Below are 15,332 nucleotides of genomic sequence, written 5' to 3'. Positions count from 1 at the left end.
AGCACACTGTTGAGTTCTCAAACAACCGACACACACCGCCTCCGACCTCGTTCCCGAGGCCCTTGCGCGGGGCGTTTCCTTCGTTCTGAATCCTACCAGACCCGGCCGTTCTTCCCGGACCGGTCAAAACCGGAGATCCGTTCAGAAATGTACCTGATCCAGAGGCCCCCACTCTCTTCGCGGCGCAGCACTGTGCTCCGAGAAACTGGTGGGAGTTCCGCCCGGGGGACCAGCCACTTCGCGTCTGCTCCGAGGAGCTGCGCCGTGGTGTCTGTTCCTCCCTGCCGGGCGACCTCGAGAACATTACGGGGTCGGGCGCCGAGAGGTCAACCCGCTGCGCCGTGACCCGGGCCACTCCCCGGCGCGCCGCCCCGCCCCCGGCGGGGACGCACGCACCCCGCGTGGCTGCCGTGCGTCTCACGTGGTCCTCGCGGTGCGCCCTGCCGCCGCCGCACCGGCGCGCGCCGCGAGCTGCGCGACCGCCGCCCGGAGCTCGTCCGGCCCGACGACGGTGAACGGCGCGTCGAAGATGCCGAACCACGCCGCGAGCCCGCCCCATGACCACGAGCTCGCCGTGAGGCGGCTGCGCCCCTCCCCCGCGGCCTCGACGAGCGCGCCCGCACCGACCCACGCCGCGACCTCGGACGCGTCGCGCTCGAGCTCGACGGTCCCCCGCGCGGGGAGGTCGGGCCGCGCGAAGCGCTCGGCGACGAAGGTCGCGACGTCCGGAGCCGGCAGGTCGCGCCGCTCGAACCGCGCGCCGACCCCCGTGCGCGGCGTCATGCGGTCCGCGCGGAACGTGCGCCAGTCCTCCCGGTCGAGGTCCCACGCGACGAGGTACCACCGGCCTCCCCAGGTGACGAGGTGGTGCGGCTCGACGCGCCGCGGCGCGCGGAACTCCTGCCCCGCGGGGGCGCGCAGGACCTCCCCGGGGCCACCCTCGTAGTCGAACCGGAGCACGCGGCGCTCGTTCACGGCCGTCCCGACCTCGACGAGCACCTCGGGTCGCACCGCGGGCAGGGACTGCTCCCGCCGCCCGGGGACGGCCGTCACCTCCAGCGCGTCGACGCGCGTGCGCAGCCGCGCCGGCATGACCTGCCGGATCGTCGCGAGGGCCCGCGCCGCCGCCTCCTCGACGCCGGGCAGCGTCGCGGTGCGCAGCGCGATCGTGACGGCGACCGCCTGCTCGTCGTCGAAGAGCAGGGGCGGGACGTCCGCGCCCGCGTCGAGGCGGTAGCCGCCGTCGGGGCCCTTCGTCGCGCGGACCGGGTAGCCGAGCTCGCGCAGACGGTCCACGTCGCGCCGCACGGTGCGCGGGCTCACGTCGAGGCGCTCGGCGAGCGCCGCCCCGGGCCAGTCGCGGCGCGCCTGGAGGAGGGAGAGGAGCCGAAGCAGCCGTCCGGAGGTCTCGAGCATGTCCTCAGGGTCGCACGCGGTAGAGGACAGGACCTGACCTCTACTGCTGGCAGCGTCGTCCTCGAGGCACGAACCACACCGAGGAGGACCCGTGATCCGGACCAGAGCACTGACCAAGGACTTCGCCGTCGGGCGCGACGAGAGCCGCACGGTGCACGCCGTGCGCGGCATCGACCTCGACGTGGCGCCGGGCGAGCTCGTCGCCGTCCTCGGCCCCAACGGCGCCGGCAAGACGACCACGCTCCGGATGCTCACCACGCTGATCCGCCCCACGTCCGGCACAGCGACCGTCGCCGGGCACGACGTCGTCGCGGAGCCCGACGCCGTCCGGCACCGCATCGGCTACGTCGGGCAGGGCAACGGCGCGGGCCACGCCCAGCACGTCGTCGACGAGCTCACGAGCCAGGGCCGCATCTACGGGCTCGACCGTCGCACCGCACGGCGCCGGGCGGACGAGCTGCTCGAGTCGCTCCAGCTCGACGCGCAGCGCACGCGCAAGGTGTCCGACCTCTCGGGCGGGCAGCGCCGGCGGCTCGACGTCGCGATGGGGCTCGTCCACGCGCCGTCGCTCCTGTTCCTCGACGAGCCGTCGACGGGCCTGGACCCGCACAACCGCGCGAACCTGTGGGACCACGTCCTGCGCATGCGCGCGGACGCGGTCGCCGCGACGGGCGAGCCGATGACGATCGTCCTCACGACCCACTACCTCGACGAGGCGGACACGATGGCCGAGCGCGTCGTCGTCGTCGACCACGGGCAGGTCATCGCGGACGACACCGCGGAGAACCTCAAGGCCGACCTCGCGGGCGACCGCGTCGTGATGACCGTCGCCCCGGGCGCCGGGCACGACGCCGCGTCCCACCTCGCGGACGTCGCCCGCCGCGTCGAGGGGTTCCGCGAGGTGACCCGGACTCCCGTGGCGGGCGGCGTCGGGCACGGCGCGGGCGCGGTCACGCTCGACGTGCGGGCCGAGCGCGGCGACGCCTACCTCCCCCGCCTCCTGCGCGCCGCCGACGCCGCCGGCGTCCCCGTCGAGACCGCGCAGGTGCACCGGCCGACCCTCGACGACGTGTTCCTCGCGCTCACCGGCCGCAGCCTGCGCGAGGCCGGCGCCCCCGACGCGGACGCCGCCGACAGCACCGCCCCCGCCCCGACCCCCGAGAGGACCGCAGCATGAGCGCCGTCGACACCGCCACCCCCGTCCGTCCCCGCACGTCCCCGGCCGTCGCGCCCCGGCGCCGCCCCGGTGCGCTGGCGCGCGACACGGGCATCGTCCTCGTGCGAGAGCTGCGGCCCGTCGTGCGGGACCCGTTCTCCGTGCTGTTCGGGCTCGTGCAGCCCGTCGTGTTCCTCGCCCTGTTCGGGCCCCTGCTCGTCGGGTCGCTCGGCGGCACGACGACCGGTCAGGACGTGCTCGGCGGGAACGTCTGGCAGTGGTTCGTCCCGTCGATCCTCGTCATGACGACGCTCTTCGGGACGTCCACGACGGGCGCGAACCTCCTGTTCGAGCTCCAGACGGGCGCGCACGAGCGCATGCTCGTCGCGCCGCTGTCGCGGTCGTCGCTCCTCGTGGGCCGCGCGCTCAAGGAGATGGTGCCGATCGTCGCGCAGTCGGTCGTCGTCGTCCTCGTCATGCTGCCGTTCGGGTTCGCGCTGCACCCCGCGGGCGCCGTCGTCGGGCTCGCGCTGCTCGCCGTCTTCGGCGTCGGCATCGGGTCGCTCAGCTACGCGCTCGCGCTCGCCGTGCGCAAGCAGGACTGGATGTTCTGGGTCGTGCAGCAGACGCTGATCTTCCCGCTCATGATCCTGTCCGGCATGCTCCTGCCGCTGGAGACCGGCCCGCGGTGGATGCAGGTCGCGTCGGACGTCAACCCGCTGCGCTACGTCGTGGACGCCGAGCGCGCGCTGTTCGCGGGCGACCTCGCCGCCGCGACCGTCGGGTGGGGCTGGGTGGCGGCCGTCGCGACGGCCGTCGTCGGGCTCGCCGTCGGGATCCGCACCATGGTGCGCTCGACGGACTGACCGACGACGCGCGTCAGGCCCGGGCCAGCTCGACGGCCCGGGCCACGGCGCTGCCCGGGCTCGTCAGGACGGGGAGGGGGAGGTCGGCGAGGAGGCCTGCCGCCGGCGCCATGCTGGCGTGGGCGAGCACGACGACGTCCGCGCCCCGACGCGAGACGGCGTCCCGCACCGCGTCCGCGACTCCCCGGTGGTACGCATCCAGGTCGCCCGCCTCGAACGCGGACCACGCGTCCGCGCAGATCACGGGGTCGAGCTCGACGGTCGCGCGCTCGCGCCGGGCGACCTCGCCGAAGCTCCGTCGTCGGGCCGAGCGTCGAGCCGAGCGCCACGACGACCGTGACGTGGCCGCCGTCGCGCACCGCCGCCTCGGCGAGCGGCCTGTCCACGCGGACCACCGGCACGCCGGGCACACCGACCTGCTCCGAGACCGGTCCGAGCGTGGAGCACGTGCACACCACGACCGACGCACCCGCCGCGGCGAGCGCCTCCACGTGAGCGCGCACCCGACCCGCGACCGGCGCGCCCGCGCGGGCGTCGTCCAGGAGCGGCGCGTCCATCCGGTGCACGTGCCCCTCCCCCGGCGCGACCTCGTCGACGAGCGCACCGAACGACGCGACGTGGACGTCCGCCGTGTGCAGGAACCCGATCATGCCTCGCCCCCGGGCGTCGTCGTGCGGCGTCGGACGGGCGGCTTCGCCGGGCCCGTCGCCGGGCTCCGTCGCCGGGTCAGGCGTGGTGCTCGCGGAACGCGTCGGTCAGGGTCGGGCCGTCGTCGGCGCCGAGGCGCCACACGCTCCAGCCGTCGGCGGTGTGCGTCCCGGACACCGCCACGGCCGCGAGGTCGGGGTGGCGGTAGCGGGCGCCGTCGGACAGCTCGATGAAGCCGTCGGGCTGGAGGACCGCCTCGAAGCGCTGGCCGCGGCGCGGGCGCGACCACACGAGCTGGCGAGGCGTGCCGAGGGTCCGCGCGAGCGCCACGAGGTCCGGGTCGTCGTCGGGGCCGAGCGGCACGTCCGCGGGCGGCGGGGGCGGCACGGGGACGACGTCGCGGCCCGCGGGCGCGGGCTCGGGCGCGAGGTCCGCCGGCGGGTGGTACGACAGCGGGTCGTACGGGCGCTCGCGCGACGGGCTGCGCTGCTCGCCGTACTCGTGCGTGAGGTACGACTCGCGCGTCCGGATCGACTCCCGGGTGCGGATCGACTCGCGCGTGAGGATCGACGTGCGCGGCGCGGGCGGCTCGTCGCCCGCCTCGACGGGGCGGCGGTCCGCCCAGCCCGTCGGGGCCGCCTCGGGCACGGACCGGGACGTCAGCGGGTCGTCGAGCGGCACGAAGTCGAGCACCGGGGGCTCCGTCCGCGGCGTCTCGACCGGCGCGGCGGGCTCGCCGAGCGCGGCGAGCGGGCCGGTCTCGTCGGCGGGCGTCGGGGCGATGCCGTACGTGGTGCGCGGCTCGAGCTCGGCGGCGGCCCGGCGGCGCTCCGCCCGGGACCTCGCGGCCTGCCGCGTCACCACGGGAAACTTGCCGGTCAGGGCACGGCCCACGGCGACGCCGTCCGCGAAGTCGGAGCCGGGGGCGACGGCACGGCCGCGCGGGGGCTCGGGCGCCGCGGGCGGCGCCGGGTTGTCCCGCGTCATCGCGAGCGGCGACACGTCGACGAAGCGACGGCCGTCGGCGCCGTGCACGACGCCGAGGCGCAGGACCGCGACCGGCGAGCCGGGCTGACGCAGGAAGTCGAGCGCGTCCTGGATGCCGGGCGCGGCGCTCGAGCAGATGACGATGAGGCGGGCGCCCGTCGCGCGGGCCGTGGCCTGCGAGCGCGTGAGGGGCACGTTGTCGTAGAACGCGGCGACGTCCTGCTGGAAGCGCGAGGCGCCGCCCGTGTAGCGCGCGGCGAGCTCGGCGCGCGTGAGGCGCCCGGCGCGGCCCGCGTGGTTGAGCGCCGCGGTCAGGGCCTCCTCGGTGAGCTCGGCCGTGACCTCGATGACCACGGGGAGACCCGCGGCGTCGAGCGCGAGGAGGTGCGGCTCGTCGTCGGACGTGCCCTGCGCGACGGGGAAGATCTGCTCGCCCAGCAGCCCCTCGAGGTTGCCGTCCACGACGCGCTGCGCGTCGGTCCCGAAGGCTCCTGCCGGCTGGGGCGGCTGGACCAGTACGGGACGCTCGGCGTCCACCTCGAAGAGGGGCATCGGGGGATCTCCTGCAGCAGCGGAACGCGACCGGGGCGGGGGCGTATGCGCCATAGCCTACGTCGCCGGTCAAGTCCCTCGAACCCGGTCGAACCGTCCTCTCACGCCCCGCGGGAGAGCACGCGTCGGGCAGTGCCGACGGCCCCCGGCGACGCCGCAGGTCAGGCGTGCCCGGTCTCCTCGGACTCGGCCGCGAGCCGCTCCTCGACGCGCTCGACCTTGCCCGTGAGCTCGCCCGAGCGGCCCGGACGGATGTCCGCCTTGATGACGAGCGAGACGCGGTGGCCGCCCGCCCCCACGGCCTCGGTGGCGCGCTGGATGACGGGCATGACGACGTCCCAGTCGCCCTCGATCTCGGTGAACATCGCCGTCGTGCGGTTGGGCAGACCCGACTCGCGGACGATGCGGACGGCCTCGGCGACGGAGTCCGCGACGGACTCGCCGGCACCGAGCGGGGCGACGGAGAAGGCGAAGACGGCCATGAGGCCATCGTGGCACGACCGCAGCCCGGACCGGGCCGCGAGCGCCGCCCCGACCTCGCGGGGACCGGGCGGCCCCGACGTAGGCTCGTGGCCGTGACAGCAGAACACCGCAGCGACCGCGTGACCGTGCTCGCGGGAGGCGTCGGCGGGGCCCGCCTCGCGCACGGCCTGGACCTCGCGGGGGCCGACCTCACGGTCGTCGTCAACGTGGCGGACGACGTCGAGCTGCACGGCCTGTGGATCTCGCCCGACCTCGACACCGTGACGTACACGCTCGCCGGGCTCGCGGACGAGGAGCGCGGCTGGGGCGTCGTCGGCGAGACGTACGCGGCACTCGACGCGATGGGCCGGCTCGGCGAGGACACGTGGTTCACGCTCGGCGACCGCGACCTCGCGACGCACGTCGTGCGCACGGCCCGGCTGCGCGCGGGGGCGTCCCTGGCGGACGTGACGGCGCAGCTCACGTCCGCGCTCGGCGTCCGGGCGCGCGTGCTGCCCGTGACGGACGACCGCGTCGCGACGCTCGTCGACACGCCCGCGGGGCGCCTCGGGTTCCAGGAGTACTTCGTGGGGCGGCGGCACGCGGACGACGTGCTGGGCCTCGTCTACGACGGCATCGACGCCGCGCGCCCGGCGCCCGGCGTGCTCGACGCGGTGACGGACGCCGACGTCGTGGTGGTCGCGCCGTCGAACCCGTTCCTCTCCGTCGAGCCGGTGCTCGGCGTCGCGGGCGTGCGCGAGGCGCTCGCCGGGACGACCGCGCGGCGCGTCGCGGTGAGCCCCATCGTGGGCGGCCGCGCGCTCAAGGGCCCCGCGGCGCAGATCCTCACGACGCTCGGCCACGAGGTCTCGGCGCTCGGGGTCGCGCGCCTGTACGTCGGGCTCGTCGACGTCATGGTGATCGACGACCACGACGCGCACCTCGCCGACCCCGTGCGGGCGCTGGGGATGGACGTCGTCGTGACGGACACCGTCATGGGCGGCGCGCCGGGCCGCGAGCGCCTCGCGCGCGAGGTGCTGCGGGCGGGCGGGGCGTCGCGTGGCTGACGCCGGACCTGCACCGCAGACCGGCCCCGTGCCCGACGACGGCCCTCGCCCGGGCGGGTCGGCGCGCCCGGGGCGCGTGGTCGCCGTCGTGCCGCTGCGCGACGGGTCGTCGGGCAAGTCGCGGCTCGCGCACGCGCTCGACCCCGCGTCGCGCAGCCGCCTCGTCGCGGTGCTCGCGCGGCACGTGGTGGGGACGCTGCTCGCGAGCCCGGGCGTGGAGCGTGTGGTCGTCGTGACGTCGGACCCGCGGTTCACGTGGCGCGCGCTGCGGGACGTCGTGGTGGACGCCGGCGCCGGGGCGGGTGACGACGGGCTCCCCCTGCTCACCGACGACGCGGACCGGCTGCGGATCGTGCTGCAGCCCGCGGACCGCCCCGGGCTGGACGCGGCGGTCGACGTCGGGCGGGAGATCGCGACGCAGGACGGGCCCGTGCGGCTGCTCGTGGCGCACGCCGACCTGCCCGCGCTGACGACCGCCGACGTCGGGGCGCTCCTCGCCGAGGACGCCCCCGTCGTCGTCGCGACGGACCGCCTGGGCTCCGGCACGAACCTGCTCGCTCTCGACCCCCCGGCTTCCGCGCCGTCGAGCACGGGGTTGCTGTCGGAAAGCGGCTCAGAACGACAGGAACCCCGTGCTCGGCGGGAGGCGAGGTTCCGGTTCCGGTTCGGGCCGGACAGCCGGGCGGCCCACGTCGCGGAGGCCGAGCGGCTCGGCCTGCGGGCCGTCGTCGTGCAGCGCCCGGGCACGGCGGTCGACCTCGACACCGTGGACGACTGGGGCGAGCTGCCCGCGGACGTGCGCGCCGCCGTCGGGCTGCACGTCCCGGCCCTGCGCGACCACGACGCCTGACGGACGTGCCTCGCCGACGCGCGCAGGACCGCCGGCTACGAGGGCCAGACGCCGGGCTCCTCGACGGGCGCGACGAGACCGACGCGCACGCCCTCCAGGAGGCCCTTCCATGCGGCCTCGTCGAGCGAACCCACGCAGTCGAGGACGATCACGACCGACTGCGTCGAGTCCTCGCCGCCGAACGTCGGCGCGCGCACGACCCGGGCCGCACCACGGACGTGGACGTCACCGCGCGCGGTGGCCACGGTCCAGCTCTGCACGACGCCGTTCACCCCGTGGAGGCGGACGCCGTCCCCTCCGAGCGGGAGCAGGACGTCGCCCGGCACGCCGACCGGGTCGGCGCCGTCCTCGGCCGCGACCTGCTCGAGCAGGCCGACGGACGCCTCTCGTGGGGTCGTCGGCGCGTCGGTGCCGACGGCGCCGCGCCACGACTGCACGCACGCTCCCGTCCCGGCGACCACCTGCCACCCCGGGCGCGGGACGAGCGGGGCGGCGGTCGGAAGATCGGCGAGGCTGCGGACCTCGGGAGAGGGAGGGCCGTCCGGCGCAGCAGGTGTCGTGCGGTCCGACGCACCCGGCGTCGCGCCCGGCGAGGTCTCGTCACCGGACGCGTCGGGCGTGCCGTCCGTTCCTCGCGCGGGAGGAACGACGTCCGCCGTGCTCGTCGTCGTCGCGTCGCCGGTCGGCTCGGGCGCCGGGCCTGCGGTGCAGGCGGCGGTCGCGAGCACGACGAGAAGGACGGCCGTCGGCAGCGCGGCGCGGGCGCTCACGAGCGGTCGGCCCAGCGGCCGCGGTGCACGACGTCGTCGAGCGGCTTGCGCGCACGACGGCGCGGCGAGCCCGTGGTCGCGCGGTCGGCAGGGTGCCCGACGGCGACGACCCCGGTCGGCGCGTACGCGTCGGGGACGCCGAACGCCGCGCGCAGCCGCGCGACCTCGCCCGGCGCGACACCGAAGAAGCACGCGCCGAGCCCTTCGTCGACGGCGGTCTGGAGCATGAGGAGGGCCGCCATCCCCGCGTCGACGTGCCAGTACGGCACGGCCCAGCGGCTCTCGTCCCGGTCCGCCCAGCCCTTGTCGTCCTCCGCGTACCGGTCGAGGTAGACGTCCTTCGACGTGAGGACCACGACGAGCACGGGCGCGGTGCGCATCCCGGCGAGCCACGCGCTCATGCTGCGCTCGGGCTGCTCGGGCGAGGTCGCGGCCCAGAAGCGCGCGACGTCGTCGGGCTCGGTGAGCACGAGGAACGACCACCCCTGCGCGAACCCCGCGCTCGGCGCGCGGACCGCGTTGCGCACGAGGCGGTCGACCGCCTCCGGCGCGACCGCCTCGTCGGTGAACCGGCGCACCATGCGCCGGCGTCGGACGACGTCCTGGAACTCCACAGGGCCCCCTCGGCACGTCGGGCAGCAGGTCCCCGCACCCTACCCGGCCACGCGGTCGGCCCGGCCCGGCGCCGTGGCGTCGGACCGGGCGCCCGACGCGCGAGGGCCGCGGGCCGCGGGCTCAGGCCGCGTCGAGGCGCGCGCGCAGCTCCGGGTCGAGGTCGAGGTCGGCCGCGCCGAGGAGCTCGTCGAGCTGCTCGACCGTGCTCGGCCCGATGATCGGGATCACCGGGTGCTCCCCGCCGAGGAGCCACGCGAGCACGACCTGGTTCGGCGTGGCGCCGAGCTCTCCCGCGACGTCGTGCAGGAGCCGGACGCGCTCGCGCGTGGTGGGGTGGTCGAACCCGTCCCACAGCGGCTTGTCGCGGCGCACGTACGCGCCCTGGAGGATCGGCGAGTACGCGGTGACGGCGAGCGGGGGCCGCCCGTCGACGCCCGTGGACGCCGCGTAGTCGAGCAGCTCGTACGACGCCCAGTTGTGCCGGCCCGGCTCGGGCGTCGGGTACGCGTAGGTGTAGTTCTGCTGGACGAGCCCGTAGGGCGCGACGCCCTGGCGCTGGGCCTCCTCGCGCGCCTCGACGAGGCGCCACAGCGCGACGTTCGAGATGCCGGTGATCCCGACGACGCCCTCCGCCTGGAGCTTGCCGAACGCGCCGACGGTCTCGGCGATCGGCGTGTCGAGGTCGTCCACGTGCCCGTAGAGCACGTCGAGGTGGTCGACGCCGAGGTGGCGCAAGCTCTCGTGCGCCTCGTACCCGACGACGTCCGCCCCGAGGCCCTGGAAGTTCGTCGGCGGCGTGTTCGACAGCGGGAGCGCCGGGTCCTCCTTGGCGGCGCCGAGCTTGGTCGCGAGGCGGACGTCGTCGCGCGCGCCCCGGCTCGCGAGCCAGCGGCCGAGCAGGTCCTCGCTGTCGCGGCCGTGGCCCCCGGCCCAGGCGCTGTAGTTGTTCGCCGTGTCGAGGAACGTGCCGCCCGCCTCGCGGTAGCGGTCGAGGATCGCGAACGACGTCTCCTCGTCGACGAGCGTGCCCATGTTCATGGTGCCGAGGCAGAGGGTCGACACGTCGAACGAGGTGCGCCCGTCGCCGATGGTGCGGTACCGCATGGTGGTCTCCTGGGTGCTGGCGGTCCGTGGCGGACCGCGGCGGTCGTGGACGCGTTCCACGCTAGGGAGCGATCGGTCCGGGTGTACGGTCCGATGGCATGGCCATGCACCAGACCAATTCCTCGCGCGCCGACGGCCCGACGGCGGAGCTCGCGTGGGAGGCGCTGCTCGACCTCGGCACGGGGCCGGGCTCGCGCGTCGAGCGGCTCGAGCGCGCCGTGCGCGACGCGGTACGTGCCGGGCGCGTGCCCGTCGGTGCCGCGCTACCCCCGAGCAGGCAGCTCGCGGACACGCTCGGGGTCTCGCGGTGGGTCGTCACGGAGGCGTACGGCCAGCTCGTCGCGGAGGGCTTCCTCGAGGCGCGCACCGGGTCCGCCACGCGCGTCTCCGCGGCGGCCCGACCGAGGAACCCCGCGAGGGCGGGCGCGGGCCGTGGCGGGGACGCCGGGAGCCGCGGGGAACGCGCAGCGGACGGCGGGCCCGCGCGCGTCGTCACGGACGCCGCACGACCCGGCACCGTCAGCGCCCCCGCCGCGCGCGCCCGGTTCGACCTCGCCCCGGGCGTGCCCGACCTGCGCCACGTCCCGCGCGACGCGTGGCTCCGCGCGGCCCGCGACGTGCTGAGCACCGCGACCGGGACGGCGACGAACGACGACCTCGGGCCGCAGCCCGCCGCCGGGCACCCGCACGCGCGGTCCGTCGTGGCGGGCCACCTGCGCCGGGCGCGCGTCGTCGCCGGGCGGGACGACGCCGTCGTGCTGACGCGCGGCGCGACCGACGGCATGGCGCACGTCGCCGCGGCGCTCGTCGCGGCCGGCCACACGCACCTGCTCGTCGAGGACCCCGGCTGGTCCGTGCTGCGCGACGTCGCGGCGCGCGCCGGGCTCACGCCCGTGCCCGTGCCCGTCGACGACGCCGGCGCCGACGTCGACGCGCTCGTCGCCGCCTCCGCACGGACCGGGGCGCGGGCCGCGCTGCTCACCCCGGCGCACCAGTTCCCCACGGGCGCGGCCCTCGCGCCCGAGCGGCGCGAGGCGGTCGTCGCGTGGGCACGCGCCGTCGACGGCCTCGTCGTCGAGGACGACTACGACGCCGAGTTCCGGTACGACCGCCGCCCCGTCGCCGCGCTGCAACAGCTCGACCCGGACCGCGTGCTGCTGCTCGGGTCGGTGAGCAAGACCATGAGCCCGGCGTTCGGCGTCGGGTGGACGGTCGTGCCCGCGCGCTGGCGCGAGGCCGTCGCGCGCGCGGGCGGCACGACGGCGGGCCCGTCCACGGTCGACCAGCTCGCCTTCGCGCGCCTCGTCTCCTCGGGCGGGTACGACCGGCACCTGCGCGCCGCGCGGGGGCGCTACCGCCGCCGTCGCGACGCCGTCCTCGCGGCCCTCGCGCGCGAGCTGCCCGGCGCCGCCGTCACCGGCATCGCGGCGGGGATGCACGCGCTGCTCGCCCTGCCCGGCACGCCGGACGACCCGGCGCCCGACGCCGCGCACGTGGTCCGCGAGGCCGCGCGGCGCGACGTCACCGTCGCGGACCTGCGCCGCTACCAGGTGCGGCCCGCCGCACGCTCGACGACCCTCGTGCTCGGCTACGGCAACCTCGCCGACGCCCGCGTCGACGAGGCCGTCGCCCGCCTGGCCGACGCGGTGCGCGCCGCCCGCGGGTAGGTCGTCGGCGTCAGAGCCGCTCGGCGAGCAGCTCCGCGAGCGCCTTGCCCTGCACGCCCGCGAGGTCGTCGGCCTGGGTGCGGCACGAGAACCCGTCCGCGAGGTACACGTCGCCGGGGGCGGCGTCGCGCAGCGCGGGCAGCAGCGCGTTCTCCGCGACGGCGACCGACGTCTCGTAGTGGCCCTTCTGCATGCCGAAGTTGCCCGCGAGGCCGCAGCAGCCGGCGAGGACCTTGATCGTCGCGCCCGCGTCGCGCAGCAGCCGCTCGTCGGCGGCGAAGCCCATGACCGAGTGCTGGTGGCAGTGCGGCTGCACGACGGCGGTCACGTCCGAGAGGTCGGGCACGCGCCACCCGGACTCGCGGCCGGGCGCGGTGTCCACGGACGTGAGGAGCTCGGCGAGCGTGCGCGTCGCGGCGGAGACGGCGCGGGCGCGCGGGTCGTCGGGGAACAGGTCCACGAGGTCGGAGCGCAGCACGGCCGTGCACGACGGCTCGAGCCCGAGGATCGGGATGCCGTTCACGGCGTACGGGCCGAGGACGGACAGCAGGTTCTCCAGGCGCTTGCGCGCGCCGTCGAGCTGGCCCGTGCTGATCCACGTGAGACCGCAGCACGCCTCCTGCTCGGGCACGACGACGTCGTACCCGGCCGCGGTGAGCACCTTCACGGCCGCCTGGGGCACCCCGGGCGACATGTTGTCGCTGAACGAGTCGGTCCACAGGACGACCTTCGGCCGCTCGTCGCGCACCGGACGGCCGGGCTGCTGCCCGATGCGCAGGCCCGGCACGCCCTGGGTCGCGCCGCCGCGCCTCCACCAGGTGCGGAACGGCACCTCGGCGAACGTCGTCATCGAGCGGCGCGTGTCCATGCCGCCCGCCCACAGGACGGCCTTCGCGACCGGCCGGAACCCGAGGAGCTTGTTCGCCAGGCGCGGCATGCCCGTCGCGAGGCGGGCCCAGATCGGGAGCCACCCGAGCGAGTAGTGGTCGACCGGGCGCAGCCTGCCGCGGTAGGTCCGGTACAGCACCTCGGACTTGTACTGCGCCATGTCGACGCCCGCGGGGCAGTCGCTCGAGCACGCCTTGCAGGACAGGCACAGGTCGAGCGACTCGTGCACCTCGGGCGCCGCGAGCCCGCCGACGAGCGTGCCGTTCACCGCCTCCTGGAGCACGCGGGCACGGGCGCGCGTGACGTCCTTCTCGTCCTTCGTCGCCCGGTACGACGGGCACATGAACCCGCCCGCGGCGCTCGTGTCCGCGCGGCACTTGCCGACGCCGACGCAGCGGTGCACCGCCTGGGTCATGTCGCCGTGGTCGTGCGCGAACGAGAAGCCCTGGTAGCCCGCGCGGCGCGAGATCTTCGTGACCTTCGCGGGCGCGGCGGTGCTCGTGCCGGGCGTGCCGGGCGCCCCGACCTTCGAGAGCAGCGGGTGCGCGTGCGGGCGGCGCAGGTCGTCGTCGATCGCGCGGGGCCGCACCACGACGCCGGGGTTCATGACGTCCTGCGGGTCGAACAGCGCCTTGAACCGCTCCATGAGCGCGATCGCCTCGGGGCTGTACATGACCGGGAGCAGCTCCGAGCGCGCGCGCCCGTCGCCGTGCTCGCCGGACAGCGACCCGCCGTGCTTCGCGACGAGCTCCGCCGCCTCGAGCATGAACGTGCGCAGCACCGAGCCGGACGCCTCCAGCGGGATGTCGATGCGCAGGTGCACGCACCCGTCGCCGAAGTGCCCGTACGGCAGGCCGTCGACGCCGTAGCGCGCCATGAGCGCGTCGAGGTCGCGCAGGTAGTCGCCGAGCCGCTCCGGCGGGACGGCGGAGTCCTCCCAGCCCGGCCACGCCTGCTCCCCGGCGGGCGTGCGCCCGGCGAGCCCTGCGCCGTCGGCCCGGATCTGCCACATCTTGGTGGCCTCCGGCCCCGCGGGCAGGATCATCGTGGCCTCGCTGCCCGACGCCGCGACGATCGCCTCCGCGTTCGCCATCGCCTCCTCGGGGGTCGCGCCCCCGACCTCGACCATGAGCCAGCCCGCGCCCGGCGGCAGCGGCGGGACGGACGCGTCGCCCTTGGCGCGGCGCACGACGTCGACGAGCCGCGCGTCGAGGCCCTCGACCGCGAGGGGGTCGAGGTCCAGGAAGGTCGGGACGTCGTCGGCCGCGGACGGCATGTCCGGGTAGCCGAGCACGACGAGCGTCGGCTTGGACGGGACCGGGACGAGGCGGACCGTGGCCCCGAGGACCGTCACGAGCGTGCCCTCGGTGCCGACGAGCGCCTTCGCGAGGTCCGACCCGTTCTCGGGCAGCAGGTGCTCCAGCGAGTACCCCGACACCTGGCGCCCGAACCGCCCGAACTCCGTGCGGATGAGCGCGAGGTTGTCGCGGACGAGGTCGGCGAGCCCGGGGACGGCCGCGAACGTCGGGTCGCCCTTGCCGGCGGTGAAACGGCGCCCGAGCCCGTCGACGACGTCGAGCTCGATCACGTTGTCGACCGTGCGCCCGTAGGCGACGGCGTGCGGGCCGCACGCGTTGTTGCCGATCATGCCGCCGAGCGTCGCGCGGTTCTGCGTCGACGGGTCCGGGCCGAACCGCAGCCCGTGCGGCGCTGCCTCCTGCTGCAGCGCGGACATGACGACGCCCGGCTCGATGCGCGCCGTGCGCGCCTCGGGGTCGACGTCGAGCACGCGGTTCAGGTGCTGCGTGAAGTCGAGCACGACTCCCGGGCCGATCGAGTTCCCGGCGACCGACGTGCCCGCGCCGCGCGCGGTGACCGGCACCTCGAGCTCGCGCAGCACGTCGAGCGCGGCGACGACGTCGTCCGCGTCCCGCGGGTACACCACGGCCTCCGGGACGACGCGGTAGTTCGACGCGTCCGTCGAGTACTCGGCACGGCGCCGGGTCGCGGTGTCGACCGTGCCGCGCACGACCGTCCGCAGCGCCTCGGCGAGGGCCGTGCGCGCGACGTCGGCGGCACGCTCGGCCTCGCGGAGGGCGGCCTCGCGCTCCGCCTCCGGCGACGTCGTCGCGCGGGAGCCGGACCGCCGCGAGCCGTTCCCGTCGCGGTGCGGGGCGGGGGTCGTGGTGGCGTCGATCTCAGCGGACACGTCGCGATTGTCGCACCCTCGCGCCCGGACCCTCGGGTCCGTCCGCCGTTGCCGCCCGCCGACCATGCGGTTGTG

13 protein-coding genes are annotated in these 15,332 nt (G+C 76.4%); 5 read left to right on the top strand and 8 right to left on the bottom strand.

The annotated features are described in order from the left end of the window. Positions 1 to 417: 417 nt before the first annotated feature. Positions 418 to 1,416: a helix-turn-helix transcriptional regulator gene (locus tag GJV82_RS07190; RefSeq protein WP_155098748.1), complete on the bottom strand. Its 999-nt coding sequence runs from the start codon at positions 1,414 to 1,416 to the stop codon at positions 418 to 420. A gap of 91 nt (positions 1,417 to 1,507) precedes the next feature. Between GJV82_RS07190 and GJV82_RS07185 the strand changes: the two genes are divergently transcribed. Both GJV82_RS07185 and GJV82_RS07180 read left to right on the top strand, forming a co-directional pair. Next, the gene (locus GJV82_RS07185) at positions 1,508 to 2,593 is read left to right on the top strand and encodes an ATP-binding cassette domain-containing protein (RefSeq protein WP_318657390.1); all 1,086 of its coding nucleotides are present in this window, start codon (positions 1,508 to 1,510) and stop codon (positions 2,591 to 2,593) included. Continuing rightward, positions 2,590 to 3,438 (top strand): ABC transporter permease, encoded by an 849-nt coding sequence (locus tag GJV82_RS07180; RefSeq protein ID WP_155098746.1) that lies wholly within the window; start codon positions 2,590 to 2,592, stop codon positions 3,436 to 3,438. The genes GJV82_RS07185 and GJV82_RS07180 overlap by 4 nt, the downstream gene beginning before the upstream one ends. 13 nt (positions 3,439 to 3,451) lie before the next feature. Here the strand turns inward: GJV82_RS07180 and GJV82_RS19965 are convergent, their stop codons facing one another. From GJV82_RS19965 to GJV82_RS07165, 3 genes are all read right to left on the bottom strand, one after another. Continuing rightward, positions 3,452 to 3,682, bottom strand: coding sequence for a hypothetical protein (locus GJV82_RS19965; RefSeq protein WP_225873169.1), 231 nt, complete (start codon positions 3,680 to 3,682; stop codon positions 3,452 to 3,454). Between the two features lie 482 nt (positions 3,683 to 4,164). Beyond that, positions 4,165 to 5,625: a restriction system modified-DNA reader domain-containing protein gene (locus tag GJV82_RS07170; RefSeq protein WP_155098745.1), complete on the bottom strand. Its 1,461-nt coding sequence runs from the start codon at positions 5,623 to 5,625 to the stop codon at positions 4,165 to 4,167. Between the two features lie 161 nt (positions 5,626 to 5,786). Beyond that, on the bottom strand, positions 5,787 to 6,107 hold the full coding sequence (locus GJV82_RS07165; RefSeq protein WP_155098744.1) for an MTH1187 family thiamine-binding protein: 321 nt from the start codon (positions 6,105 to 6,107) through the stop codon (positions 5,787 to 5,789). A 93-nt stretch (positions 6,108 to 6,200) separates the two neighbouring features. Between GJV82_RS07165 and cofD the strand changes: the two genes are divergently transcribed. Then, positions 6,201 to 7,154, top strand: a complete 954-nt coding sequence (cofD, locus tag GJV82_RS07160; protein ID WP_318657389.1) for a 2-phospho-L-lactate transferase — start codon at positions 6,201 to 6,203, stop codon at positions 7,152 to 7,154. Between the two features lie 28 nt (positions 7,155 to 7,182). Beyond that, positions 7,183 to 8,004, top strand: coding sequence for a 2-phospho-L-lactate guanylyltransferase (locus GJV82_RS07155; RefSeq protein WP_318657388.1), 822 nt, complete (start codon positions 7,183 to 7,185; stop codon positions 8,002 to 8,004). 35 nt (positions 8,005 to 8,039) lie between these two features. On the opposite strand, the gene GJV82_RS07150 is transcribed toward GJV82_RS07155, so the two are convergent. The 3 genes from GJV82_RS07150 to GJV82_RS07140 all read right to left on the bottom strand — a co-directional run bounded on the left by GJV82_RS07150 (position 8,040) and on the right by GJV82_RS07140 (position 10,493). Beyond that, positions 8,040 to 8,774, bottom strand: coding sequence for a hypothetical protein (locus GJV82_RS07150; RefSeq protein ID WP_155098743.1), 735 nt, complete (start codon positions 8,772 to 8,774; stop codon positions 8,040 to 8,042). Continuing rightward, complete coding sequence (locus tag GJV82_RS07145) at positions 8,771 to 9,388, bottom strand: nitroreductase family protein (RefSeq protein ID WP_318657387.1); 618 nt, start codon at positions 9,386 to 9,388, stop codon at positions 8,771 to 8,773. The genes GJV82_RS07150 and GJV82_RS07145 overlap by 4 nt, the downstream gene beginning before the upstream one ends. Before the next feature lie 121 nt (positions 9,389 to 9,509). Further along, positions 9,510 to 10,493 (bottom strand): aldo/keto reductase, encoded by a 984-nt coding sequence (locus GJV82_RS07140; RefSeq protein ID WP_155098742.1) that lies wholly within the window; start codon positions 10,491 to 10,493, stop codon positions 9,510 to 9,512. A gap of 98 nt (positions 10,494 to 10,591) precedes the next feature. Here GJV82_RS07140 and pdxR point away from each other — a divergent pair, with 98 nt between their 5' ends. After that, on the top strand, positions 10,592 to 12,160 hold the full coding sequence (gene pdxR, locus GJV82_RS07135) for a MocR-like pyridoxine biosynthesis transcription factor PdxR (protein WP_155098741.1): 1,569 nt from the start codon (positions 10,592 to 10,594) through the stop codon (positions 12,158 to 12,160). A 10-nt stretch (positions 12,161 to 12,170) separates the two neighbouring features. Here pdxR and GJV82_RS07130 read toward each other — a convergent pair whose 3' ends face one another. Next, positions 12,171 to 15,089 carry an FAD-binding and (Fe-S)-binding domain-containing protein gene (locus tag GJV82_RS07130; protein WP_155098766.1) on the bottom strand — a complete coding sequence of 973 codons (2,919 nt, stop codon included), beginning with the start codon at positions 15,087 to 15,089 and terminating at the stop codon, positions 12,171 to 12,173. Positions 15,090 to 15,332: the final 243 nt, after the last annotated feature.

Origin of the sequence: Cellulosimicrobium composti (assembly GCF_009711085.1) — a bacterium.
GTDB classification, from domain to species: Bacteria; Actinomycetota; Actinomycetes; order Actinomycetales; family Cellulomonadaceae; genus Cellulosimicrobium; species Cellulosimicrobium composti.
This window is presented reverse-complemented; position numbering and strand designations above follow the sequence as displayed.